Here is a 24011-nt window from a genome sequence, read left to right as displayed (position 1 = left end):
CATCATCCGTGAGGGCGGTAGCTTGTTTCTAGAGCGTGAAACGAAAGCTGGAGAGGGGCACAGAGCGCGCGCCCCGAGGCTTACAGTGATAAGAAAAATAGAATCAGTACCGGTACCAATAAACTTAAAATGAACCCGCTTACAATCGCGATGGGCACACAGCGGATCCCCCCACAGGTTTGGATGACCGGCAGGGTAAAGTCCATGGCGGTTGCGCCCGCATAGCCTACGGCGGTATTGGGATAGCGCTGAATAATGAGTGGGATCAGCGTCAGTGCTACCAGTTCGCGTAACAGTTCATTCAAAAATGCCACGCCGCCCATGACGGGGCCGAGGTGATCGCCAATTAAGATCCCTGCCAATGAATACCAGCCGAAGCCAGACGCCATTGCCAGTCCTTGGTTTAGCGGCAAATCTAAAATCCACGCGCCAAGTAACCCTGCCGGTAACGACGTGCAGATAATCGCCAGTGCGATCAACACGCCTTTTTTGTTCAATATGATTTGCTTGAGTGTCATGCCGCTGTTGCGCAGCTGAATGCCAATTAAAAATAACAGGATCAGCAAAATGATTTCACTGGCTTGATCCACCCAGCTCAAGTCTATTCCCGCCGCCAAACCGACGATCAGGCCGCCCGCCACAGCAAAAATCAGTTTGACCGACTCCATCATCATTTCACGAAAGGGCACGCGTTGGTGTTCATGTTCGGTTGGAATAGGAAACAAACGGTCAATAAGGGGTAACACCAGCATATTCGAGCCGCTGATCAGCACGAAAAAGACCACGGTATAGGTGAGGATCTGATTGAGGTTCTGACTGAGGTTATCCAGCCCAGCCAAGCTCAAACCCATTAAGGTAAGAATCACCAGCACCATACGACTGGTTTGGGTATTAATGAACGTCAGTACCGAGGCTCGGTGTACCGGAATGAGGTAGCCAATAACCAAAGGCAGGAAAATAAACAGCATCCCTGAAAACATGTTAATCCTTAGTGTGTCGCTCTGTGTCTGTGTGGGTAAGAAAACGGCAGCTTATCAGCAAGGCTGAGAAAGGGTCAATCTCCTTTCTCAGCGGGCGAGAGACAATGTTGTTCACAGGTAGGGAAGTGGAGGTAGCGTGGTTACATCCCACTATTTTTCATGACGGTTTTAAGGCGCAATGCAAACTCGGCATTCGACAAGTTGGTTAACTCGTACATCACTTCGGCATCGGCTAAATCCATCTCGACATGGTGTTCGTCAATGGCATCATCATTGGTTTTAAACAGCAGTAAATGGTTCGCCATGCGTGCCACGTCTAAATAGTAAGACGGCGTAGCGTCTTTCCGGAACGGAGAGCGACTGTTAGAGGCCACTTCCAGATAATCGGTATCAAACCCCCAATGTTTGAGGATCAGCAGGCTGACTTCCTGACAGCAGTGCTCGAAGATGTGTTTAGCGATGTCGAGGTCCAAATAGTTACCGCTGTCTAAATAGGCTTGGTATTCATGGATCAAACTGAATAAACCGATGTCAGCAAACAACCCCGCCAATAGGGCTTTGTCAGACTCGATTTTCTTCGGAAACTCTTCATGGGTTGCCAGACCGTGAGCAACCAACGCCATGGTTGCCGCCAACTGACGTGATCGCATGGCGCTGTGCGTCAATAACTGATTACACTCTTGGCTGAATAGGTGGCGCTTCTTCAAATCCTCAATGGCTTTGGCGGTCACAATATCGCGTACCCGATAGATCCCTAAGCGGCTTACGGCCGTAAACACATCGTGGCAGATAATATTTCGGCGGTTGAACAACATGGTGTTCGAGATCGACACGATATGCGCTGTGAGGCCAGGATCGTCCAGAAGCAACTCAGCCACATCATTGATGGTGGTACTGTCGCTATTGCAAAGTGCTTGTAGCTTGACCAGCACTGCCGGAATAGGGGGAAGTGCTAACCGATTTTTTTGAATGGCGGTTTTGACGCGTGAGTAAAACTCAGATTCTAACCCTTTAATGATTTTGTCATTTTCAGGTTTGAGCCAGAAAAAGGATACGTGAGCCATGGATTCTTACTACCTACATGTGAGAGGCATATTTTATCGAGAGTTGTTCTTCTGCGATAGCAAGAAAGGACGAAAACGCAGGCGAGACTATTGATTGCACACTCTTTAATCAGCCAGAAAAAGCTTGTGCAGAAAACGTGCGGTCAGTTTCGGCCCCGTTTGGGTGATCAGTAGTTGTTTATAGTGGACCTCCAAAGGGAGTAGTTCAATCCAACGTTGGCAGACCCACGTGAGATCGTCCAGTTCGTGGTGTGAGTACAAGGCCCCAATTTCAGGCATGGACTGAAAATAAAGCACAAGTTTGTCCGCCAATTCTTTGTCGTTGGCTTTTAACGGGCAAGGGGACCAATTGGTATAAGGCGTAAACTGGGCACACAAGAGGTCGTCGTGTTCGACAGAAATACTCAGTAATCGGACTTTTTGACGGCCTTTTACCTTGATGGAGAGGAGTCCGCCTTCTAAAGCATCAAAATTCACCACTTCGCATTGAGTCGCAATTGCGGGAATTTTTTTGAGCTCGCTATTGACTTCATCTTCATTGAGCATACAGACGGCAAAGCCCCTGTCTCCACTAAGGGATTGCTTCAGCATTCTGAGATGTCGCTCCTCACAAATAAGTAACTCGACATTACCGTCAGGCAATAAGTGTGAGGTGGTAGGAAAGAGTGCGATCTCTGTCATCTTATTGTCAGCCTCCCTCACGTGGAAAAAACGATTATTGATAAGAATAAAGATAGTGGCTTGAGGCATTTTTTGGGAGATTCTCCCCAAATTGGCCCTGACCAAATAAGGTCGCTTTTGTCACATAGTGCTTATTTTTTGAATCATAATATGTCTGGATTCTCACTTTGAAGTGTTCACTGTTTCATATGTGGAAATTCGACGAGGGCTGTGTCATTGTCAATTTGTTGACGCTTATTTGTTTGGCGTTACTGGAGAAAAACAACCATTAACGTTTAACGGGAGAGATGTTGTGCGAAACTTCAAGGAAGAACTTTTAAATTATCTTCAAGACTTCGGTGGTTTTGAAAAACGTTCAATGTTTGGCGGTACAGGGATTTTCATTAATTCTGCGATGTACGCCATTATTACTGACAAAGCCCTTTACCTACGCGGTGGGGATGTATTGGACGAGCAACTGGTTACGCTAGGGTGTGAGAAATTTAGACACATCAAGCGCAGCACAACCGCCGTGGTTAACTACTACGATATCACAGATATCTACCACAATAATCTTGAGCAGTGCTCATTATTAGTGAAAGAATCTATTGCATTGTCGATTACAGAAAAAGCGTATAAATCATCAGACAAGAGCAAAAGGATCCGCGACTTACCGAACATGCGCCTGACACTAGAGCGCATGGTCAAGAAAGCAGGCATTCCAGATGTGACCAGTTTTGTCACACTGGGCGCCGTTGAAGTGTACCGTAAGGTGCGTCAGAGTCAGGGTAAAGATCTTGACGTTAAATTGCTATGGATGTTTGCCGGTGCGATTGATGGTTGTCACTGGACACTGCTGAAAGATGACCAAAAGCAGCAGTTGTTACAAGCTATCGACTAAAATGTAGTACATATTTTTAGCTGCAAAAAAGCCACCGCCTCTACGCGGTGGCTTTTTTATTGTATGATAATCCTATCATTTACCACATTGTGCGACGTATGCGACTACCACGCTTAACCGGTTCCGTTTTGTCTGGACTTCATTGCTTTTTGATTGCAGCCGATCAAATGAGTTTTACCCGCGCCGCTGAGATGTTGTGCTTAACCCAAAGTGCTGTCAGCCATAAGATCAAAAATCTTGAGGCGGCATTAGGGGTCAAGTTGTTCATTCGCCAGCCCCGTAAGTTGGTATTGACCGATGAAGGTAAGCGTTTAAAAGAGGTGGTCGCGCATAATTTTGGCGATATTGCCAATGAACTGCGTGATTTGAAAACGCTGGAGTTGAGCGGTGAATTGAATGTCTCGGTGCCCCCGACGTTTGCCCAACGGTGGTTAATGCCACGGTTGAAGGGGTTCATTGATAAATACCCGGCACTGCGTTTTCATTTGCGTACCCGTAATGAGCTGGTGGATTTTCAGACCGAATCGTTTGACTGCGCCATTTACTTTGGGGACGGCAAATACAACGGGCTGCATGTGGTCAGGTTGATGAACGAAAGCATGGTACCAGTGTGCAGTCACGAATATGCCTTGGCGCATGATCTCTACGGGAACCCCCATAAGTTAGTGTCGTGTATGTTGCTGCATGATGCCGCGCCGTGGGCACGGGCAGGGCGTAATGACGAATGGCAATATTGGGCGCAACAAAATGGCGTGATATTACCCGAGGCTGGCTGTACGTTTGATCGCGCAGATTTGGCCTTGCAAGCCGCAGAGCGTGGGATCGGTGTGGCGATTGGCCGCGCGTCGTTCATTGCTGAGCAAATTGCCTCAGGGAGGCTGGTGACACCGTTTCCGCTCTCTGTACCGTCACCGCAACATTATTATTTGGTGTGCCGTAAAGACATGGCCGCGTCGCCACGCATTAAAGCCTTTATTGATTGGCTGGTGGAAAATCAGTAAGCAAAATGGCCGAATATCGAGACAAAAAAATGCCCTCAATCAAGTGAGGGCATTATCGCGCTAGCGTGAGTCACTAACCTGAGAGCAAGGCCATCATGTTTGGCCTTGAACGCAATGTTAGAACTTGAAACGCGTGGTGATCATCATTTGATCGCCATAGATATCATTGAAGCGACCCGCAACACCGATAGAGAACAACTCTGTCGCGTGGAAACGGCCGTAGACGTTACCGATGGTTTTTTCATGATCGTCAATATTCAGGTGACCGATCTGGCCGCCCACTTCAAATTGTGGACCTAACCACTGACGGATACCCAGGTTCACTTCCATGCCCAATTTACCCGCTGAGCTGTCAAAGCAGCCACGGTCTTTCACGTTACGGGCTTTCAGTTCACCGGTAATATCGGCCCAGTTGTTCACGGGTGCGTGGAAACCGACACCGATCGACGCATCCCAATCGCTATCAAATTCAGTATCGATGCTACCGATGATGTGTGCGTTAGGGTGAATTGATTTGCTGAAGCCTGCACCGTAGGTCAGTGGGCTGATACCGATACGCGCTTCAGCGTAGTCGTAGCTGAAGTTGCTCATGGTGGATTGATCAGCATATGCAGCAGGAATTGATGCCAGGATCAAGCCCATAGCAAGAAGTGTTTTACGCATGACAATGTGTCCGGAAGGCTTAAAAATATGCGCTCATTTTAATGGACAAAATGGCTGAATCATAGATTTTTACCGGACTTTGTTGTCTTTTATCCCGTTTGTGCTGGGATAAAAAGCAAAGATCATAAAAATTTGTGATCTTTGCTTCAGATATTAATCTTATCGATAACTAACGCTGGATAAATGGCGGCTATCCGATTAATTCATTGCCAGAGCGCGTATTTTGCTCAAAAAGCGCGGCATTATTGAGTGTGGTGTCCGCGATATTGGCCAAGGCTTCATCGGTTAAGAAGGCTTGGTGACCGGTGAACAACACGTTGTGACACGCAGAGAGACGGCGGAACACATCATCGGTGATCACATCGTTAGATTTATCTTCAAAGAACAAATCTTTTTCATTTTCGTACACATCAATCCCCAATGAGCCGATCTTACTGTTTTTCAGCGCTTCGATGGCGTCTTTAGAGTTGAGCAATTCCCCACGGCTGGTGTTGATGATCATCACGCCATCACGCATTTTGGCAAACGCGTCAGCGTTCAGCATGTGGTAATTTTCTTCTGTCATTGGGCAGTGTAGGGTGATCACGTTCGATTTTTCGTAAATCTCATCCAGCGTGGTGTAACGCACACCCAGCTCAATCGCCAGTGGGTTCTCGAACGGGTCATAGGCCAGCACATTCATGCCTAAGCCTTTCAGAATGCGAATGGTCGCAATGCCGATTTTACCGGTGCCGATCACGCCAACGGTTTTACCGTGGAAGTTAAAGCCTGTCAGGCCTTCTAGCGAGAAGTTGGCATCGCGGGTACGTTGGTAAGCGCGGTGGATACGGCGGTTCAGGCTGAGCATCAGACCAAGGGTGTGTTCCGCAATCGCTTCAGGGGAGTAGGCCGGTACGCGCACCACTTGCATATTTAGATCTTTGGCGGCATCAAGATCGACTTTATCAAACCCTGCACAGCGCATGGCGATCAGTTTGACGCCGCTTTCAGCTAAAGACTCAAGCACCGGACGGCTAAGATCATCGTTCACAAACGCGCAGACGGCATCATAGCCATGGGCCATTTTTGCGGTTTGCTCCGTGAGTCGAAAATCAAAGAAATCAAGCTGATGCTGATACTGCGCATTCACGGCAGTAAAAGAGTGTTGGTCGTATTTTTTAGTACTGAAAACTGCAACTTTCATCGTTCACCTTTTCGGGTTGACTATCCGTAGCGTCTTGCTGTGGATGAGTGTCATTGATCGGGTATTAATTATGTGATCAAGATAACACTATTGTCGCGTCCCGAAAAGGTTTGTATGACAAATTAATGCTGCTGATGCTGATAGATTAAATATCCGACAGGCTTAGACGGCGGTCGCTCAGTGCTTCCATGATACGGGTAGCATCCAGTACTTGGATCCACGGCATCAATTCCGACGTGTTGTCGATCATGTAGGTGGTCAGTTGTTCAATCACGATTTGCTTGAGTTGATCGCCATTCCACGGTTTGGCAATGTAGTAATCCAAGCTGGCATTGTTGACGGCTTGCACCGTTTCTTCCAGTCCCGCCTGGCCGGTCAGGAGGACTCTGCGGGTTGCCTGAGTCTCCGTGTGTTGTTTCAGCTCGATTAAATACTCAATGCCCGTTTCGCCAGGCATGATGTGATCACACAAAATCAACGCTAGTGGCGTGTCATCGGCAATGGCCTCGGCGACTACGTCTCTGGCCTCACTCACGGACTCTGCCGCTTCAATCACGAAATGGCTTTCAAGATCACGCAAATCATTGATTACACTGTCGAGCACTTCGCGTTCATCATCAACGCACAGAATAAGAAACTTCTTCATGGGGCCTCCTTTATTGGGCATCATCCAAGGGTAACGTCACAATCATCTGGGTAAATTGGCCGGGCTCGGAGTCTACCGTGATGGTACCATTGTGTTGGTGGATGATCTGCTGACAGACAGATAATCCAATCCCAAGCCCGAAGTTGCCTTCACGCTTGGTGGTAAAATTCAGTTCAAAGATTTTAGCCTGCTGAGCCGGGGGGATCCCTTTGCCGTTGTCAGCCACTATCACTTGAATGGCTTGTTTGCCATGGGGATCCGGTTCGGTCAGGCGGGTGGTCACGCGAATTTCACCGGGCTCATCCACGGCATCCAACGCATTAGAGATTAAATTGGTCCACACCTGTTGCAGCGCAATAGGTTGGCATTGCAGTGGCGGAAGCGGGTGATAGTCTTTGATCACGCGGTGACGCTTGAGTTTGTTTTCGAAGATCACCAAGGTATCTTCCAGCCCTTCGTGCAGGTCGACGCAATGGGTGGTTTCATCGTCTTGGCGGGCATAGCTTTTCAGGCTTTTGACCAAATCGGCAATGCGCTGAGCACACACATTAATGGAACGCAGGAAGTTCCCCATTTGGTAATAGTGTTCCCACTCGGCCAGCAGGGTCGGTAGCTGGTTTTTTTGCGGTAGTAACCAGTTGTGCAACAGGTCGGGATCATCAATCCCCATCTGCACGATTTTTCTCGCCAAATGCCGATCGCCGATCACGCTGGTGAGCTGTTTTGCCCGTTGGCGTGTTTCGGCGGTGGAGAGCGGTCGCGATTGCATGGCTTGCTGCATGATAGTGTGACCGCGAGATTGATTCTCAGGATCGAGCGTGGTTTCTGTGATATTACCGATGGTGTGTTTTAACGTATCACTGCCGCGTAAAATGGCAGAAACCGGATTATTCAGTTCATGGGCAACCCCAGCAACCAATTGGCCTAACATGGCCATCTTCTCTTTTTCCACCAACTGGTGGTGAGCATCATCCAACGATTTCAGGGTTTGCTGTAAACACAGCTCGGTTTTAATGCTGCCTTTTAAACGGCGGTTGAAGTTGCGCAGCAGCAAGTTGGTGAACAACGGGAGCAGTTCGGTGCGGGAGTTCATCACTTTGTTGAACAGTTTTCTGTCCAGCTTGATCACATCGGTGTTGCACAGGGTGACACCGGTGGAAAACGAAGGCTCGCCAGAAATAAACGACATGCCGCCCACCAAATGTCCTGGGCCTGCACGTACCACTTCATGGCGTCGGCCATATTCATCTTTCTTATACAGCGCCACTTCGCCCTGTGTGATGAACCACAGAATGTTATTCGACGTCCCTTCGTGGGTCAGAATGTGGTTGGCGCGGTAGTTACGACAAGCGCGGTTTTCATCGTTGCCAGCAAAAAACTCATACAGCGCATCCGTCACTTGCTTGGCCAGTGTGGCGTCATCAAGGGTGTGGGTGTCTTGAATAAAGCCGGATCGAAACCGCGACATCTGGTAGTCGATGTGGGCATTGAGAATGCGGCGGTGATCCAACACTTGGCTGTAGCGCAGCCAATCTTCATCCGTGTGTTTCAGGATAAAGCTGGTCAGCTCTTTGACCAGTACCGGTTGTAGTGCGTCTTGATCCCACGGTTTGGTCAGGCAGTAATGCAGGCGGCCTTCATTCACCGCTTGCATGATGGCGTCCAGTTGTGGGGTGTCATTGATCAAGATAGATCGCGCTTGCTGACTGGCAGGGTATTGATCCAGCGAGATCAGAAAATCGACGCCATTGTCACGGCCCAAATCATTGTCGCAAATCACCATTGCCACCCGTTGGCCTTGTTGGGCGATGCGGGTTAATACGGCATTGGCTTGGTCAATACTGTAAGCATTGCAAATATCAAACAGCCCAGCAAACGGGGCAAGGGCATCATTGAGTTGCTCGACGATGTCCGGGTCATCATCCAAGCAGACAATTGCAAAATTATTCACCAATCCATCCTTATGTGGTGCCAGCGTACTATCACAGACATGCAGGGTTCTCGCTGGTCGCATCCTGATTATTGTCAGTGTATAAGAAAGCGTTTATGCAGACTGAGAGGCAGATAGCAAAGTCATTTTGAGACTGATGTGATGAGTCATTGATAAATAGCATGTTCTCTTAGCTGTGATAGACTGAATGTTCATCTTCAAAACTGGGATTTATGGACAATGTTGAAAAAAATTGGTGCGGTTGGCGGTGCAGTTGCCTTGGTACTTTGTTGGCCGTTTGCCACGGGGCAGATCGGTGAGCGGATCTACTTAGATACAATCGGTCAATATGCCAACCCATACCTGACGGTGTCTAATGACAGCTATGACCGTGGGTATTTGAGTGCGGATGCGGTATCGCAGGTGACATTCAAAGGGGAATTGAAAACCGTTTTTGAAGATGAAGGGCTACCCACGGTTTGGCGTATTCATCACCATGTGACACATGGTGTGTTCGGCGTGAGCACCACCAGTGAATTGGTGGTGGATCCGGCGCTGAAGCCGACGATTGAAAAATTATGGGGCCAAGGCGTGCCACCTTTCACGTTAGAAACAGACACCGCGCTGACGCGCACAACAGATTTTACCTTGAAGGTGAATCCGCTTAAAGCGGGTGAAGCGCCCAGCACCCGTGCAGAATTTTCCGCATTTGATATGACCGGTTGGGTCGATGCCAAGGGCGCGGGTGAGTTTCAGTACCTGTGGCCGTCAGCCAGCCTGATCACGGAAGCCAATGAAGAAATGCGCCTGACAAGCCTGACCGGTGGCGGTAAAGGTCGCTTGGATGGCCAGTTCTGGATTGGGGATCAGCATTTGTCGCTAGAAAGCGTCAGCTTTAATGATTTATCCAGCGATCAGCATGTGAGCATGGAAAAACTGGCGGTGAGCATGAACAATGTACTGTCGACGCCAGACGGAAAAAATGCCACGCCATTGTTGACCAACAGCAACCAGATCAAAGTGGGCAAGCTGCGTTCGTTAGAAGGGGAGGAGTTTAGCAACTTCAACTTCCAAATGGCGTTCTCGGATTTGGATTACCCATCGATTCATCAGCTTGGTGAATTTTCGGAGGTCATGGACACCACCATGACGGATGCGCAAGTGGAAGCCATGTCTAACGCGCTGGATCAATTGGTGGCGAAAGGACTGAAATTTGCCATTAGCGATTTAAGTGTGGTGACGCCGCAAGGCGATGTGAAAAGCAGTTTGACGCTGCAAGTGAAGCCGGGGTTAACCAATGCCTCGCAAAACTTGGCGACGATCGCAGAAAGCATTGATGGGGATTTATTCCTGAGCTTGCCGGTGACGCTGGTGGATGCGGATCCTGCATTGAGTGAGCGCGCAGTCTCGCTGGAAGAGAACGGCATCATCGAACGTACGGCGACCCATTACGTGGCGAAAATGGCGATTGAAGGCGATAAGCTGATCCTGTCTAACGGTGATCAACTGCCTATGGCGATGTTACTGATGCTATTCATGTAACGGCTGATTCTGTCAGCGTTTCGGTTGCTGAAAACAAACAACGGCGCGCTTTAGCCAAAGGCAAAGCGCGCCGTTTTTATTTATCTCGCTTCGATCAGTGTGGCATGCGAATGCTGTCGACATCAATCTGCGTCGATCCCCATTCGCTGTCCACTTCGCCACGAATAATCACGGTATGTTGCGGTTCAACGATGAGTCCGCCCCAATCTTCATGATCGATCTCGATCTGAATATCACCGGTACTGTCTTTGAACAAGTACAACTCATCACCGAGTGATTGGCTGATGTGGCCGGTTAATTCCACCACGCTGTCATCGTTTGCCACGAGAGCATCGCGCACGGTGTGAATGGCGGAAACGCCCGGGCCATTAAATGCGGCATTGGCAGAGAAAGATGTTGCAAGAAGAAGTGTGATGAGCGTTTTTTTCATGATTTTTTTCTTTTTAGTTATGTTGAAGTAACGTGTCTGGCGATGATTATGTGTGATGGCGCGTGAAGGGATCGTGAAAAAATTGCCATGTGTTGCTTTTTTTTGAGATCTCCGTTGTTACCGCCCAAGGGGCATGAACAGTGAGATCGGCGGTAGAGGTGCCGACAAAATGGCACATGATAGTCATTGTCTATTGATGAAATTGCCAAATTCAATTTAGTAATTTCAAGGAAATAGGCGACACTTAATCAAAAGGAGGCCGCAGAACCAAGGTGGCCACGTGTCAATACGGTTGCCCGCCTGAAGTGTGAATCACACAGCGTTTGACTTGCCGGGCCGCAGAGTGAATGAGGGGGATGCATGGAATCGTTGAAGGTTAAAGATTACATGAATGTGCGCCCAGTGACATTTGAATCGGCTATGTCGTTGTCGCAAGCACTGGATAAGCTATTGTCATCAAAACAAATTGGTGGCCCTGTGATTGATGATTTGCATCGGGTCGTGGGCTTTATTTCTGAGCAGGATATGATCCACAAGCTATTGAAAGTGGGCTATCACTGTCAGGATACCCACAACGTGGGCGAGTGCATGCGCGTCGATGTACTGACGGTGTCACCGGATGACTCCATCATTGAACTGGCTGATACCATGGCGGGTCAGAAGCCGAAAATTTATCCGGTGGTCGAAAATGAGCGTTTGGTGGGGGTGATCACACGCCGCGATGTACTGACGGCGATCAGTAATCAAATTGGGGAGTGTTTCAAACACCCTGTGTAACCTCACCTGTTATGCTATGTGGTATGACGAGAGAAAAGGCGCGTTAAGCGCCTTTTCTGTTTGTCTTTTTCCACCTATTGCATGTGCGCGACCAGACTGAAGAGGGACGCTGAGTGACCACACCGAAAACGCCATCATCCAATTCGCCATCGCATCCAGATGCGCCACAAGCGACATCGTCCTCCCCAGCAACGCCTGATCAGGCGAAGTTTGTGACCGGTTCACCCATGAAGCACATCATGGTGATGTCCGGCACGGGTGCGGTGGGGTTGATGGCATTGTTCTTGGTCGACTTACTCGACATGTTCTTCATCAGTTTATTGGGGGAAATTGAGTTAGCGGCGGCCATCGGTTTTGCCGGAACGCTGATCTTTTTTTCGACCTCGGTTTCGATAGGTACCTCGATTGCGATGGGCGCCTTAGTGTCGCGTGCGCTTGGCGCGAACGAGGCAGAAAAAGCCCGCCAATTGACGGTCAACGTCATGATCTTTGCCGTGATCATTTGTACCGTGATGGTCAGCCTTATGTTGTGGCAATTACCGCAGTTGCTCGCCATGATCGGTGCGACCGGCAACGTGGCGGCCGCCGCGACGGATTATTTGGTGATTTTGCTGCCCAGTGCGCCGTTTATTGCCATTTCCATGTCTGCCGGTGCGGCGCTGCGTGGTATTGGTGACGCCCGCCGTTCGATGATTGCTACCCTGATCGGCGGAGGCGTCAATGCGGTGCTGGATCCGTTATTTATCTTCGGCTTGTCGATGGGGATGGAAGGGGCGGCGATTGCCTCGGTGTTTGCCCGTTTAGCCGTCATGGTGTATTCCCTGCATGCGGTGATCGTGCATCACCGGTTGGTGGCGCGGCCCCAGTTTGGGGCGTTTATTCGCGCATTGCCGCCTATTTCAGCCATTGCTTTTCCAGCTATTCTGACCAATACCGCCACACCTATCGGCAACGCTATCGTGACCAGTCAAATTGCCCAGTTTGGGGAAAGCTTTGTCGCCGGTTATGCGGTGATTGGTCGCATCATGCCCGTCACCTTTGCGCTGGTGTTCTCGTTGTCTGGCGCGATAGGCCCGATCATCGGGCAGAACTTCGGCGCGGCACGTTGGGATAGGATCGTCCGCTCGCTAACGGATGCGCTGATTTTCGTCTCGCTGTATTGCGTATTGGTATCGGGGCTTTTGTGGTTGGCACAAGACAGTTTGATTGCGATCTTCAGTTTGCAGGGAGATGCCGCGACGTTGCTGTCCGTGTTCTGTAGTTATGTGGCGATCACCTTCATTTTCAATGGTGCCTTGTTTGTCGCCAATGCCGCGTTTAACAACTTGAACCGTCCGACATGGTCAACGGCCTTGAACATGGGCAAAGCCACGCTGGGTACCATTCCATTTGTATGGCTAGGTGGCCTGTGGGGTGGCGCTAGCGGGGTATTGATTGGGCAAGCTGTCGGCGGCATGGTGTTTGGTTGCCTAGCCGTCTGGCTCGTGCGTCGCCAAGTGTTGTGCATGGCACGGGCGCATGAACAGCGTGAGCAGCAAGATATTCTGACACCGAGCGTACCGCTGACGCCGTTCTGTTCATCGCGCACGTATATGGGGCAGGAAGACGCGGTGGACGAGCCTTTTGTGGCGCCGAATAAATCGGCATCGTGATTTTTATCCCATTATCATGGGATGAGAAAGCACTGCATTCTCATGAATACTCGCATCTGGCGGTAACTTGGCAAGATTACTAATTTATTGATCTAACTCGGAGAAATTCACCGGTAAGCGGCGCAGAATGGCAATCTAATTTTGCTCTGCTGATACCTTGGAACGGTGACGGCAGAACGTCTTGCCGCCCTGATTTTTCCCCCTATTGATGGCATACCAAAGGACGAAGTCAGCGTCAGGCACCTTTTTTTGTGTTTTAAGGGAATAATGCCACCATGCGCCAATATCTGCGGTACATCGTACCAATCCTCATTCCACTCATTGTTTTACTGTTACCGGCTTCCGCGTTTCCTGTTGAAGGCCTGACAGTCGTACAGCAACGGGTAATCGCCATCTTTCTTCTAGCGGCTCTGTGTTGGGTCATGGAACCGATTCCGATCTATGCCACCTCTGTGGTGATCATTGTGTTGGAATTGTTATTGCTTTCCAACAAGGGCTTGTACTTATTCCGCAGTGAAGAAGGTCAACCTCACTTTGGTGAGCTCTTAGCGTATAACGACATCATGGCGACCTTTGCCAGTCCGATCATTATGCTGTTTCTCGGCGGGTTCTTCCTGGCGATGGCGGCGACCAAATACCGTTTGGACGTCAACTTAGCGCGTGTTTTATTACGCCCGTTTGGTAACCAACCGAAATACGTGATGTTTGGTTTGATGCTGATCACCGCGATTTTCTCGATGTTCATGTCAAACACCGCTACCACGGCGATGATGCTGTCTATTCTTGCCCCTGTAATTGCCCTTTTTGGACAGAAAGATCCCGGTAAAATTGCGTTTGCCTTGTGTATTCCTGTGGCCGCGAACATTGGGGGGATCGGTACCCCGATTGGTACCCCGCCCAATGCCATTGCCCTGAAATACCTGAGTGCAGAGAATATGATCACCTTTGGTGAGTGGATGTTCTTTGGTGTGCCGTTTGTGGCGGTCATGTTGGTGTTTGCATGGTTCTTGATCAATGCCATGTACCCCGCAAAACAAGAGAAAATCGAACTCACAATCAAAGGTAAGTTCCTGAAAACACCGAAGGCCATTACCGTGTATGTCACGTTCGCCCTGACCGTTATTTTGTGGTTGATGGGCTCGACACACGGCATGAACTCCTACACGGTGGCGCTGATTCCGGTCGCGGTATTCTCGCTGACAGGGATCATCAACAAAGAAGATTTGAAGAAGATTTCTTGGGATGTGTTGTGGTTGGTGTCAGGCGGTATTGCGTTGGGTCTGGCGCTGGACAAAACCGGCTTGGCCAAACTGATGGTACACAGCATTCCGTTTGATGATTTCTCTCCGTATGTCGTGCTGGGTGGCGCTGCGTTGTTGTGTTTGGTGATGGCAAACTTCATGTCACACACCGCAACCGCGAACTTGCTGATGCCTATTATGGCTGCTTTGGGCATGTCGATGACCTCGCTAGTGCCATTGGGCGGCGAAATCACCTTGATTTTGGTGGTGACGTTTGCGGCATCACTGGGTATGTCGTTGCCGATCAGTACGCCACCGAATGCCCTTGCACATGCGACGGGTCACGTGGAAAGTAATCAAATGGCCCGTGTGGGTGTGATTGTGGGTGTGGTTGGTGTGGCATTGAGTTTTGCCATGATCTGGCTACTTCACTTGATTGACCATATCTAAGAGAACCAGCATGCATCAACCAAAAGCCATGCAGCGCATTGTGGATGTTTATTTCCGCGATCCTGTCCGCACCACGGCGGTGAAGGCCGGCACACATGTTCTTACGCAAGACGGCTATAACGATAAGCTGTATTGGGTAAAAAAAGGTGAGCTGTCCGGTTATCTTAATACCGAAGACGACAGTGACATGACCGCCAAAGTGTTTCGGGTTGAGCAGGGAATGTTCTTTGGTGTCCACAGTTTCTTCGCGCAAACACTGATGGCTTCCACCACCGTGATTGCAGAGAAAGACAGTGAGCTGGCATGGATTGATCTGGATACCCAAGCGGTTGAACCGGAAAACTACGGTTCGCTCAGTGAGCAGTTCATGCCCGTGATGGTGCATGAGTTAGCTCGCCGCCAAATGCTGACAGGTTTGCAGGCGATTGAAAAAGAAAAAGCCCTGCAACAGCTGTATGCCGCCGAGCAAATGACCACCTTAGGGCAGTTAGCGGCGGGCATTGCCCATGAGCTGAACAACGCCGTCGGGGTGATCAGCAGTAAAACCGAAGGGCTGCAAAATGGGATCTGTCGAATTTTAGACGAGAGCAAACCGCATGTGAGTCCGTTTTTGGATCTCGGGATCTGCGCCGGTCAATCCACCACGTCGGCTGAAGTGCGACAGCGTGCCAAACAGTTACAGCAAGATCTCGGTCTGGGTCGTGATCAGGCGCGGCAGTTAGCGCGGGCGTTGCCGGAAGGCGAGGTGCCGGATTACTGGCTAGAGAACGTGGACGATGCCCTGCAATACTGGGACATGGGGCGGGATCTGCACGACATGCGCTTAGCGGCAAAACATGCGACCAGCATCGTGCGCTCAGTGAAGCAGTTGGGGGGCACGGATACCGCCCGTCAACCGGATGTCGATGTGAACGACACTATCCATAAGTCACTGTCGCTGCTGCAAAGTAATTTGCGCCGGGTGAACGTGGTATTGCGTCCGGCGGTGTTACCGCCGATCACGGCCAGTACGACCGAGTTGGTGCAGGTGTGGGTCAACATCATCAAAAATGCGTGCGATGCAATGGAAGAAACCGAGCAGCCGCAGATTGAAATCATCACCCGTTATTCAAAGAATCGCTTGTTGATCACGATCAGCAATAACGGGCCCATGATTGATGAGACCACGCGCCGCAAAGTGTTTCAACCGAACTTTACCACCAAGAAAGGGGGGCTATCGTTCGGCTTAGGCTTGGGATTGTCTATCGTGCAGCGCATCGTCCACAGTTATGGCGGTACGATTGCACTGAAGAGCGACCCAGAGAAAACCAAATTTCGTATTAAATTGCCAATCGCGTAAGGGATGGTTAAGTGATGGACAAATTAAATATCATCTGTGTAGATGACCAGAGGGAAGTACTGAGCGCCGTATTGAAAGATCTGTCGCCGCTGAATGATTTTTTCCATGTTGAAGACTGCGAATCCGCAGACGAAGCGTTGGAATTGATGGATGAACTGGATGCCGAAGGTGAATTCGTGGCATTGGTGATATCTGATCATGTGATGCCGGGCAAGACAGGCGTGGAATTGCTGACTGAGATCTCACAAGATACCCGTTTTGCGAACACCAAAAAGGTGCTGCTGACCGGACAGGCAACCCACCAAGATACGATTGCAGCCATCAACCGTGCTCGCATTGAAAGCTATTTTGAAAAGCCCTGGAAAGCGGATACGTTGTTGATGACCGCTCGTAGCCTGATCACCGAGTACGTGTTCGACATGGGGTTGGATTACCAACCGTGGATGGACATCCTAGATAATAGCGTGGTGTTACGCCGTCTAAGCTAATTGGTTTACTTTGGTGCCGTAACCGACACCGCACATAAAAAAAGCAGGCGATGGCCTGCTTTTTCTTTATGCATCATATACGTCGCCGTGAGGGTTAGGCCGCAATAATATTGTTGCGCACCAAGCCGCGTCGGATGTTTTTGCACAGCTTACCGAAGCGATTGATTTCATCAAACGTCGGCACATCACCGCGATGAATCGCATGCTCCCAATATGAGACTTCCGTTTCAACCAACTCCATCAATTTTTTCGGACAACCGATACAGCTATTGTCCGGTCCGCATTTAAACGTCTCTTCATCATACAGCGGCAGTTCGTCTTTCACTTGTTCGATGATTTGTATCATCGCTGTGGATCGATCAGGTTTACGGCTCATGGCTTGTCTCAGACTATTCATCTGCATTGGGTGGAAAGGGTCGACGATTATAACGGCAAGGCGGCGAGAGATACATGGGTAATGCGCGGGCTTTTTCGTGGTAGAGATATTCGGCGCGGTGAGTGCGTATTTGTTTTTATAAATAGGCTTAGATATGCAATTTAATTATAAATTAAACAGTAACTTGCGCGCCATTTTTGCGAGGCATGTCATGGTCGAGTGTTATTAACAAAGCTGTAACTTGTGTAGCATGGAATTCACTTAGCGTAAATACGACCAACAAAAACAATAAGAAGGATGACCATGATGAAGCAAGGATTGAAATTGACGGGAGCGGCCTCTATAGCACTATTACTGTCTGCTTGTGGCGGCGGAGGGGGCGGTGATTCTGCTGACGGTAACACAGGTGGTGGCAATACCGGTGGTGTAGGCGCAACGTGTACAGGCAGCTCGACAATGACCTGTGCCTATGGAACCGATGAGATAACGGTGAATGTACACCTCACTGTTTCACCGGATTATAAACTGCAACCACGCGCATTATTTGCCTCGGTGGCAGGCGCGTTATATCCCAGCAATGATGAAAAGCTGATTATTCGAGCTGACGGGCAAGACTATGAAGCAGACATCCTCAATGCGACCCAAGACGTGACGGTATTTCCGGACGTGCCTTATGGCGCGCCGGTGTATGACATAGAGTGGTACCGTGGCGGTGATTTAATTGCAAGCAAGGCGATTGAACACTTGGCGACACCGGTATTTATTGCATCGGCAGGACAACATGATGGATCCGACACGGTGGTGGTCGAGTGGGTTGAAGAGATGAATCACACCTTTGATGTAGATTTGTACAGCCTTGCGTGTGATAAAGCGGATGGTACGGTGACGTATATTGATGCTTTGACATCAGCAAATATTAATCCGGCCCATTCACCGTTTGAAATTTCATTGGTGGATGATTATGGGGTGTCAATCGATGCGTTACAGCAAACCTATACCGCTTGCAGCATGCTGATGTATGTGACGAGTACGAATGCGTTGACGTCACCGGAGAACACGCCCCGTGAGTTGTTAATTCGCTCATCGAGCCCTCGTCAACATGAGGTTGATGTGTTCTAAGTTTTTCTCTCGTGCCATTATTTATTTGCTCTCATCAGCCGCCTTGTGCGGCTGATTGTGTTTTGTATTACTGGTCCTCTTTTTAATTTTCAGGATTAAAATACGAAATCTCCTTGACCTTGGACATAGCTCCAAGGTTTATAGTTTGAAGAGTCGCCAATAGGTTGGCGATCATTCATTACAAGGAGCGTGCCCATGTGTGCACAATGCAATAATAAGAAATTTCATGTTCATGCGGCCACGGCCAATACGGCGGCGTCGCCGTCAGTCGTGGTTGAAAACAATGCCAATACCGAACCTTGCTGCGCGTCTGGCCGTTGCCAAACGGCCACCGCGTCAGTGACCGATCACAATGGGTCCTCAGACGGTGAACTCACGGGCGATGACGATCCGGCTTCCTCTGCGGTACACGGTTTTCACGTTAATAAAATCACTTCCGCCGATGTACCTTCTTCTTCGTCATGCTGTTCACCGTCGAGTGACTGTCATACACATGAGACAGTCACTGATGCGCCAACGGATGCCCCCACAGAAGCGCTCTCGCCCAGTAGTTACAACGCCACATTAAGCTGGAAAGTCGCTGGGATGGATTGCCCAAGTTGTGCGCGAAAACTGGAAAAAGCCATCATGACCCTAGACGGTGTTGTGTCGGCGAAAGTGATGTTTGCCACGGAAAAACTGATTGTCCATTGTCAGTCAGCGACACAATCGGACGCCATTATTGATAAAACCCAGCAAACGGGATTTCGTTTAATCACCACTGAACAAAATAGCGATGATGCAACGCCGTCATTCTGGCAGGCGAACCTGCCTGTGATTGTCATTGCCGCCATGATGGCGATCGCGTCGGTGTTAAACCGCTATTCCCCTGAGTGGGGGCTGATAGCCTTTACTGCCACCACCTTGTTTGGATTATTCCCGATTGTGCGCAAAGCCATTGCATCGGCAAAAAACGGCTCGCCATTTTCCATTGAAACTTTAATGAGTGTGGCGGCGATCGGTGCCTTGTATCTCGGGGAAACCGCAGAAGCGGCGATGGTGTTGCTGCTGTTTTTGATTGGTGAGCAGCTGGAAGGTTATGCGTCAGCCAAAGCCCGCAGCGGAGTAAAAGCCCTCATGGCCTTGGTGCCGGAAGAAGCCAAGGTGGTATTGCCGGACGGTACTTACAAGCAGGTCGCGGCGAATACCTTGCAACCGGGTGATGTGATTGAAGTGGCGCCGGGTGGTCGTTTGCCAGCCGATGTTGAGCTGTTAGAGGGTAGCGCAAGCTTTGATGAAAGTGCCCTCACTGGTGAGTCTGTGCCGGTAGAGCGTCTGAAAGGCGAACAGGTGATGGCTGGGGCCTTGGTGGCCGATAAAGTGGTACGCCTGCGCATTATCTCTGAGCAAGGGGAGAATGCCATCGACCGTATCTTGCATTTGATTGAAGATGCGGAATCGCGCAAAGCACCGTTAGAACGTTTTGTCGATCGCTTCAGTCGTTGGTATACCCCCGCAATGATTGTGCTGGCGGCGCTGGTGGTGGTGATCCCGCCACTGTTATTAGGCCAATCCTGGGATGAGTGGTTGTACAAAGGCTTAACCCTGTTGTTGATTGCCTGTCCGTGTGCGTTGGTGATTTCCATTCCGGCGGCTATTACTTCTGGCTTGGCGGCGGCAACCCGTCGTGGGGCATTGATTAAAGGTGGGGCGGCACTCGAGCAATTAGGCCATATCCAAACCGTGGCCTTTGATAAAACCGGCACCCTGACCGAAGGCAAACCCGTGATGACCGACTTGGTGAGTTGGGATGGAGATGATGATCGCTTGCTGCAACAAGCGGCAGCGGTAGAAATGGGCTCTGCGCATCCTTTGGCGCAAGCCGTGATCAATGCGGCGCAACAACGTGGCTTGAATGTGACTGAAGCCATGGATCGCCAAGCCTTAGCCGGCCGTGGGATCCAAGGGGTGATTGACGGTGACACTGTGATGCTGGTGGCTGCTGATCGTCTGCCACAAGGGATTGAATTGACCGATGCGCAATCGGCGCAAGCGTTCGATTTAGAAGGAGAAGGCAAAACCCTTGTCGTAGCGCTGCGTAATGCGCAGCCAGTCGGCTTGATTGCATGGCGTGATAATTTGCGCCCAGACAGTGCTAACGCGATCAAAGCTTTGCAGGCGATGGGGATTCATACGGTGATGCTGACCGGTGACAACCCGCGCGCAGCGGCGGCCATTGCTCGTGAAATCGGTATTGATTTTAAAGCGGGTTTGCTACCGGAAGACAAAGTGCAGCAGGTGGAATTGGCCAACCGGACCCGCAATGTGGCCATGGTTGGTGATGGCATTAATGATGCGCCAGCCATGAAGACGGCCTCGATCGGTATTGCGATGGGCGGAGGCACCGATGTTGCATTGGAAACCGCCGATGCCGCGTTAACGCATAACCGTGTGTCTGAACTGCCGATGATGATCGCGCTGTCGAAAGCAACCTTGGCCAATATTCGCCAAAACGTGGCGTTAGCGCTGGGCTTGAAAGGTTTGTTTTTGGTGACAACCTTACTGGGGATGACCGGTTTGTGGGTAGCGGTGTTGGCTGACAGCGGCGCGACCGCGTTAGTCACCCTGAATGCCTTGCGGTTACTCAAGTTCAACTACAAAGAGTGATGGGTTGAGGTCAACATCGGTCACAACACGCGTACCTTAGGGGGCGCGTGTTGTATTTAAGTACACTCAAGCAAGAGGAAGTGAACCGCGTCGCAACATGCGTATACGTCATTAAGCTTCCCGTTGTTGCATATTGGTGGCTTTAGTAGGATGAAGCGCATCAACAGAAGGCGAAATTCGGGTCGTTAATCGCGAATCTGTATTGGTCATCACTCGGGCGAATTTTTTGTAAACAATGATTTATTCCGAGTAACAGACTACATGGAGATTTTATGTTAAAGACAACGACGTCAACGGTTGATGGAAGAGAAATTGAAGCGTACCTGGATATCGTGGTGGGTGAAGCGATTTTAGGTGCGAATATCTTTAAAGATATTTTGGGCTCAATTCGAGATGTCATCGGTGGCCGTTCTGGTGCTTATGAAGAAGAAATGGGCAATGCACGTACTATCGCGCTCGCTGAGATGGAGTCTAATGCGATTGCATTAGGTGCAGAGGGTATCGTTGGCATTGATATCGATTATGAAGTCGTCGGTCAAGGTGGCAGCATGATGATGGTCAGCGTGAGTGGTACTGCGGTACGCTTCAAAAAACGATAATTCATCGTTATCGTTGAAATGAGAGGAATAAGTGAGGGGACGAGAGTGCCTGAACTTTTCCTCTTTTTTTGTTTTTAATACGTTTTGTTTTTATTACGGTGGCGAGCCATACCCATGAGTATTAAGTCCCTCATTTTGCACAGCAGCATGCTGTGTTTAATCGGTCTACCTACGTGGTCTTGGGCTGATTCGGCAAAAGACTACCATGCGCTGACGACGATGTTCGAGCAGGCTTATGTCACCGACGATAATGCAGTCGCACGTGCCGCCGCGCTTCAACAGTTGGAGATGGATCCCAGTGATTCACTGGCCTTTTTGAGGCTAGCGTTGGTGATTGGCGATCACTGTGATGAAGTAAAATCGTATTACCGACAATACGGCTCAGCGGTTCCAGAGGGAATCACATACATCGCGAGACAAATCATTAATAAAAAATGTGGAACGGCACTATAACGGAGCGGGTCAGGTTCCGTCTTTATCCAGAGCATTGGCAATAAAGTAGGGGATAAAAGAGAGCGCCGAGAGATCGCTCTCTCGGCGCTTGAAAGGGTTACTTAGCGGTTGTGATTAGCCAGCTGCCAACCACACCCCTACACCCATCATCATCGAGCCGGCAATGCGGTTCAGTAGCTGCACATTTCCGCGTTGTTGCAAGAACTTACGTAGGGTGCGACCGCCGCTAGCGTACAGGATCAGACAAAGGAACTCGGTCACCAGAATGATCGATACCAAGACGGCTAACTGAGGCGCCATGTCTTTTTGGGTATTAATGAAAGGCGGCAGCAGCGAGATCATAAATGCCCAACCTTTCGGGTTGGCAATCGCGGTGACAAAGCCTTGCAGTGCTAACGCACTTGGCGCGGTGTCGACTTCGGCATCCAAGTCATCGGGAATCGCCAGTTTGCCGCGCGAGCGCCACATTTGAATGCCCAGCCAGAACAAGTATGCGCCACCTGCATATTTCAGGAAAAAGAAGATCGCTGGGTAGTTCAGCATGATAGCCGCGACACCGATCACCGCAGAAACGGCCACCAAGCCCACCCCAATCAACTCACCCCACATCATTGGTAAGCTACGTCGTACCCCAATGGTCATGCCGAGGGTCATCGCCAAGGTCATACACATCCCTGGTGTGACGGAAACGAAGAAGAAGGTCGGAATAAAAACGGCCAGTAAGGCAAAATCCAACATGTTGGGTACACACTCCAAAAGAAGAGGAAGAAAAGAGCCGGAAGAATTGGCGAGAATAGCGTTGGAGTCAAGCAAAATGTGACAATTGTGGCGCATAAAAACGCACATTTTAACGCGACCTGGTGCTGACTAAAAAAACATCAAAGTGGCGGAAAATCTGTGATAAACGGCAAGTGCAATCGATTTACTGTGATCTAAATCACTCAATTGTGAAAAATGAAAATCAATGATTTTCACTAACTGTGATCATAATCACTCAAAGGGGGCGCGTGATGGGCTATCGTTATCGGGAGATTTTGTGAAGCCGTTAACCTCATTCACCCTATTGACGGCAATAATAAGAAAAAGGATACCAGTATGTCTGACAACGCAGTTTTCCACCTTGGCGTAAATAAAGCTGATCTGAATGGTGCTGAATTAGCGATTATTCCGGGCGATCCTGCTCGCGTAGAAAAAATTGCGAACCTGATGGATAACCCTGAGTTCCTTTCGAGCTCTCGTGAGTACACGGTTTATCGTGCCAAGCTGGATGGGAAATCTGTGGTTGTGTGTTCAACCGGTATCGGTGGTCCATCAACGTCTATTGCGGTAGAAGAATTGGCGCAGTTGGGTGTACACACGTTCTTGCGTGTGGGTACCACAGGCGCGATTCAGCCAAACATTAACGTGGGCGAAATGATCGTGACCACGGGTTCTGTGCGCCTTGACGGTGCTAGCCTGCACTTTGCCCCAATGGAATTCCCAGCCGTCGCTGACTTTACGGTAGCGACCGCAATGAAAGCGGCGTGTGATGCAGAAGGCGCGACCGTACATACGGGTGTGACGGCATCAAGCGACACCTTCTACCCAGGTCAAGAGCGTTACGACACATTCTCTGGCCGTGTGGTTCGCCGCTTCCAAGGCTCGATGAAAGAGTGGCAGGACATGGGCGTACTGAACTTTGAAATGGAATCTGCGACATTGCTGACCATGTGTGCAAGCTCTGGCCTGCGTGCAGGTTGTGTGGCGGGGGTGATCATCAACCGTACGCAAAAAGAAACGCCTGACCACGAGACATTGAAGCAAGCAGAAACCCGCTCAATCAAGATTGTGGTAGAAGCGGCACGTCGCCTCGTATAAATGAACACTTAGCA

At 49.9% G+C, this 24011-nt stretch carries 23 protein-coding genes; 13 read left to right on the top strand and 10 right to left on the bottom strand.

The genetic code is table 11. The features are described from left to right. Positions 1–80: 80 nt before the first annotated feature. From ACSF8W_RS08980 to ACSF8W_RS08970, 3 genes are all read right to left on the bottom strand, one after another. Positions 81–980, bottom strand: coding sequence for a LysO family transporter (locus ACSF8W_RS08980; RefSeq protein ID WP_500846884.1), 900 nt, complete (start codon positions 978–980; stop codon positions 81–83). A 140-nt stretch (positions 981–1120) separates the two neighbouring features. Then, positions 1121–2044 carry an HDOD domain-containing protein gene (locus ACSF8W_RS08975; protein ID WP_500846882.1) on the bottom strand — a complete coding sequence of 308 codons (924 nt, stop codon included), beginning with the start codon at positions 2042–2044 and terminating at the stop codon, positions 1121–1123. A gap of 105 nt (positions 2045–2149) precedes the next feature. Further along, positions 2150–2725 (bottom strand): LON peptidase substrate-binding domain-containing protein, encoded by a 576-nt coding sequence (locus ACSF8W_RS08970; RefSeq protein WP_500846880.1) that lies wholly within the window; start codon positions 2723–2725, stop codon positions 2150–2152. 292 nt (positions 2726–3017) lie between these two features. On the opposite strand from ACSF8W_RS08970, the gene ACSF8W_RS08965 reads away from it, so the two are divergent. Both ACSF8W_RS08965 and dsdC read left to right on the top strand, forming a co-directional pair. Next, the gene (locus ACSF8W_RS08965; RefSeq protein ID WP_500846877.1) at positions 3018–3605 is read left to right on the top strand and encodes a TfoX/Sxy family DNA transformation protein; all 588 of its coding nucleotides are present in this window, start codon (positions 3018–3020) and stop codon (positions 3603–3605) included. A 98-nt stretch (positions 3606–3703) separates the two neighbouring features. Then, complete coding sequence (gene dsdC / locus ACSF8W_RS08960) at positions 3704–4606, top strand: DNA-binding transcriptional regulator DsdC (RefSeq protein ID WP_500846876.1); 903 nt, start codon at positions 3704–3706, stop codon at positions 4604–4606. Between the two features lie 117 nt (positions 4607–4723). On the opposite strand, the gene ACSF8W_RS08955 is transcribed toward dsdC, so the two are convergent. From ACSF8W_RS08955 to ACSF8W_RS08940, 4 genes are all read right to left on the bottom strand, one after another. Further along, positions 4724–5269: a hypothetical protein gene (locus tag ACSF8W_RS08955; protein WP_500846874.1), complete on the bottom strand. Its 546-nt coding sequence runs from the start codon at positions 5267–5269 to the stop codon at positions 4724–4726. Between the two features lie 190 nt (positions 5270–5459). Continuing rightward, positions 5460–6452: a 2-hydroxyacid dehydrogenase gene (locus tag ACSF8W_RS08950; protein WP_500846872.1), complete on the bottom strand. Its 993-nt coding sequence runs from the start codon at positions 6450–6452 to the stop codon at positions 5460–5462. A gap of 145 nt (positions 6453–6597) precedes the next feature. After that, the gene (locus ACSF8W_RS08945) at positions 6598–7098 is read right to left on the bottom strand and encodes a response regulator (protein WP_500846870.1); all 501 of its coding nucleotides are present in this window, start codon (positions 7096–7098) and stop codon (positions 6598–6600) included. A gap of 10 nt (positions 7099–7108) precedes the next feature. Further along, on the bottom strand, positions 7109–9049 hold the full coding sequence (locus ACSF8W_RS08940; protein WP_500846868.1) for an ATP-binding protein: 1941 nt from the start codon (positions 9047–9049) through the stop codon (positions 7109–7111). A 219-nt stretch (positions 9050–9268) separates the two neighbouring features. Between ACSF8W_RS08940 and ACSF8W_RS08935 the strand changes: the two genes are divergently transcribed. After that, a complete protein-coding gene (locus ACSF8W_RS08935) occupies positions 9269–10570 on the top strand; it encodes a DUF945 family protein (RefSeq protein ID WP_500846866.1) in 1302 nt (433 codons plus the stop codon). Positions 10571–10664: 94 nt separating this feature from the next. On the opposite strand, the gene ACSF8W_RS08930 is transcribed toward ACSF8W_RS08935, so the two are convergent. Then, positions 10665–11000, bottom strand: coding sequence for a YgiW/YdeI family stress tolerance OB fold protein (locus ACSF8W_RS08930; RefSeq protein ID WP_500846864.1), 336 nt, complete (start codon positions 10998–11000; stop codon positions 10665–10667). Positions 11001–11360: 360 nt separating this feature from the next. Here ACSF8W_RS08930 and ACSF8W_RS08925 point away from each other — a divergent pair, with 360 nt between their 5' ends. From ACSF8W_RS08925 to ACSF8W_RS08905, 5 genes are all read left to right on the top strand, one after another. Continuing rightward, a complete protein-coding gene (locus ACSF8W_RS08925) occupies positions 11361–11777 on the top strand; it encodes a CBS domain-containing protein (protein WP_500846862.1) in 417 nt (138 codons plus the stop codon). Positions 11778–12004: 227 nt separating this feature from the next. After that, positions 12005–13429 (top strand): MATE family efflux transporter, encoded by a 1425-nt coding sequence (locus tag ACSF8W_RS08920; RefSeq protein ID WP_500847294.1) that lies wholly within the window; start codon positions 12005–12007, stop codon positions 13427–13429. Positions 13430–13704: 275 nt separating this feature from the next. Next, the gene (locus ACSF8W_RS08915) at positions 13705–15120 is read left to right on the top strand and encodes an SLC13 family permease (RefSeq protein WP_500846860.1); all 1416 of its coding nucleotides are present in this window, start codon (positions 13705–13707) and stop codon (positions 15118–15120) included. Positions 15121–15130: 10 nt separating this feature from the next. Beyond that, positions 15131–16459 carry an ATP-binding protein gene (locus ACSF8W_RS08910; protein ID WP_500846859.1) on the top strand — a complete coding sequence of 443 codons (1329 nt, stop codon included), beginning with the start codon at positions 15131–15133 and terminating at the stop codon, positions 16457–16459. A 14-nt stretch (positions 16460–16473) separates the two neighbouring features. Then, positions 16474–16947, top strand: coding sequence for a response regulator (locus tag ACSF8W_RS08905; protein WP_500846857.1), 474 nt, complete (start codon positions 16474–16476; stop codon positions 16945–16947). Between the two features lie 94 nt (positions 16948–17041). Here ACSF8W_RS08905 and ACSF8W_RS08900 read toward each other — a convergent pair whose 3' ends face one another. Further along, positions 17042–17323 carry a hypothetical protein gene (locus ACSF8W_RS08900; protein WP_428476778.1) on the bottom strand — a complete coding sequence of 94 codons (282 nt, stop codon included), beginning with the start codon at positions 17321–17323 and terminating at the stop codon, positions 17042–17044. Between the two features lie 303 nt (positions 17324–17626). Between ACSF8W_RS08900 and ACSF8W_RS08895 the strand changes: the two genes are divergently transcribed. The 4 genes from ACSF8W_RS08895 to ACSF8W_RS08880 all read left to right on the top strand — a co-directional run bounded on the left by ACSF8W_RS08895 (position 17627) and on the right by ACSF8W_RS08880 (position 22140). Next, positions 17627–18442, top strand: coding sequence for a hypothetical protein (locus ACSF8W_RS08895; RefSeq protein WP_500846855.1), 816 nt, complete (start codon positions 17627–17629; stop codon positions 18440–18442). 195 nt (positions 18443–18637) lie between these two features. Further along, positions 18638–21088, top strand: a complete 2451-nt coding sequence (locus tag ACSF8W_RS08890) for a zinc/cadmium/mercury/lead-transporting ATPase (RefSeq protein ID WP_500846853.1) — start codon at positions 18638–18640, stop codon at positions 21086–21088. Positions 21089–21360: 272 nt separating this feature from the next. Beyond that, complete coding sequence (locus tag ACSF8W_RS08885; RefSeq protein ID WP_500846851.1) at positions 21361–21687, top strand: heavy metal-binding domain-containing protein; 327 nt, start codon at positions 21361–21363, stop codon at positions 21685–21687. A gap of 114 nt (positions 21688–21801) precedes the next feature. Next, positions 21802–22140, top strand: a complete 339-nt coding sequence (locus ACSF8W_RS08880; protein WP_500846849.1) for a hypothetical protein — start codon at positions 21802–21804, stop codon at positions 22138–22140. A gap of 114 nt (positions 22141–22254) precedes the next feature. On the opposite strand, the gene ACSF8W_RS08875 is transcribed toward ACSF8W_RS08880, so the two are convergent. Further along, the gene (locus ACSF8W_RS08875) at positions 22255–22875 is read right to left on the bottom strand and encodes a LysE family translocator (RefSeq protein WP_500847293.1); all 621 of its coding nucleotides are present in this window, start codon (positions 22873–22875) and stop codon (positions 22255–22257) included. Between the two features lie 360 nt (positions 22876–23235). Between ACSF8W_RS08875 and udp the strand changes: the two genes are divergently transcribed. After that, the gene (gene udp, locus ACSF8W_RS08870) at positions 23236–23997 is read left to right on the top strand and encodes a uridine phosphorylase (protein WP_428476791.1); all 762 of its coding nucleotides are present in this window, start codon (positions 23236–23238) and stop codon (positions 23995–23997) included. Positions 23998–24011 lie beyond the last annotated feature (14 nt).

The organism is Photobacterium sp. 270122K, assembly GCF_059941365.1.
Note: the sequence above shows the minus strand (reverse complement) of the source record. Positions and strands in the feature narration are given on the sequence as shown.

Coding starts and splice junctions, on each gene's coding strand:
- ACSF8W_RS08980 (WP_500846884.1), bottom strand. CDS start 980: ATGTTTTCAGGGATGCTGTTTATTTTCCTGCCTTTGGTTATTGGCTAC.
- ACSF8W_RS08975 (WP_500846882.1), bottom strand. CDS start 2,044: ATGGCTCACGTATCCTTTTTCTGGCTCAAACCTGAAAATGACAAAATC.
- ACSF8W_RS08970 (WP_500846880.1), bottom strand. CDS start 2,725: ATGACAGAGATCGCACTCTTTCCTACCACCTCACACTTATTGCCTGAC.
- dsdC (WP_500846876.1), top strand. CDS start 3,704: ATGCGACTACCACGCTTAACCGGTTCCGTTTTGTCTGGACTTCATTGC.
- ACSF8W_RS08955 (WP_500846874.1), bottom strand. CDS start 5,269: ATGCGTAAAACACTTCTTGCTATGGGCTTGATCCTGGCATCAATTCCT.
- ACSF8W_RS08950 (WP_500846872.1), bottom strand. CDS start 6,452: ATGAAAGTTGCAGTTTTCAGTACTAAAAAATACGACCAACACTCTTTT.
- ACSF8W_RS08945 (WP_500846870.1), bottom strand. CDS start 7,098: ATGAAGAAGTTTCTTATTCTGTGCGTTGATGATGAACGCGAAGTGCTC.
- ACSF8W_RS08935 (WP_500846866.1), top strand. CDS start 9,269: ATGTTGAAAAAAATTGGTGCGGTTGGCGGTGCAGTTGCCTTGGTACTT.
- ACSF8W_RS08930 (WP_500846864.1), bottom strand. CDS start 11,000: ATGAAAAAAACGCTCATCACACTTCTTCTTGCAACATCTTTCTCTGCC.
- ACSF8W_RS08925 (WP_500846862.1), top strand. CDS start 11,361: ATGGAATCGTTGAAGGTTAAAGATTACATGAATGTGCGCCCAGTGACA.
- ACSF8W_RS08920 (WP_500847294.1), top strand. CDS start 12,005: ATGAAGCACATCATGGTGATGTCCGGCACGGGTGCGGTGGGGTTGATG.
- ACSF8W_RS08915 (WP_500846860.1), top strand. CDS start 13,705: ATGCGCCAATATCTGCGGTACATCGTACCAATCCTCATTCCACTCATT.
- ACSF8W_RS08910 (WP_500846859.1), top strand. CDS start 15,131: ATGCATCAACCAAAAGCCATGCAGCGCATTGTGGATGTTTATTTCCGC.
- ACSF8W_RS08905 (WP_500846857.1), top strand. CDS start 16,474: ATGGACAAATTAAATATCATCTGTGTAGATGACCAGAGGGAAGTACTG.
- ACSF8W_RS08900 (WP_428476778.1), bottom strand. CDS start 17,323: ATGAGCCGTAAACCTGATCGATCCACAGCGATGATACAAATCATCGAA.
- ACSF8W_RS08895 (WP_500846855.1), top strand. CDS start 17,627: ATGATGAAGCAAGGATTGAAATTGACGGGAGCGGCCTCTATAGCACTA.
- ACSF8W_RS08890 (WP_500846853.1), top strand. CDS start 18,638: ATGTGTGCACAATGCAATAATAAGAAATTTCATGTTCATGCGGCCACG.
- ACSF8W_RS08885 (WP_500846851.1), top strand. CDS start 21,361: ATGTTAAAGACAACGACGTCAACGGTTGATGGAAGAGAAATTGAAGCG.
- ACSF8W_RS08880 (WP_500846849.1), top strand. CDS start 21,802: ATGAGTATTAAGTCCCTCATTTTGCACAGCAGCATGCTGTGTTTAATC.
- udp (WP_428476791.1), top strand. CDS start 23,236: ATGTCTGACAACGCAGTTTTCCACCTTGGCGTAAATAAAGCTGATCTG.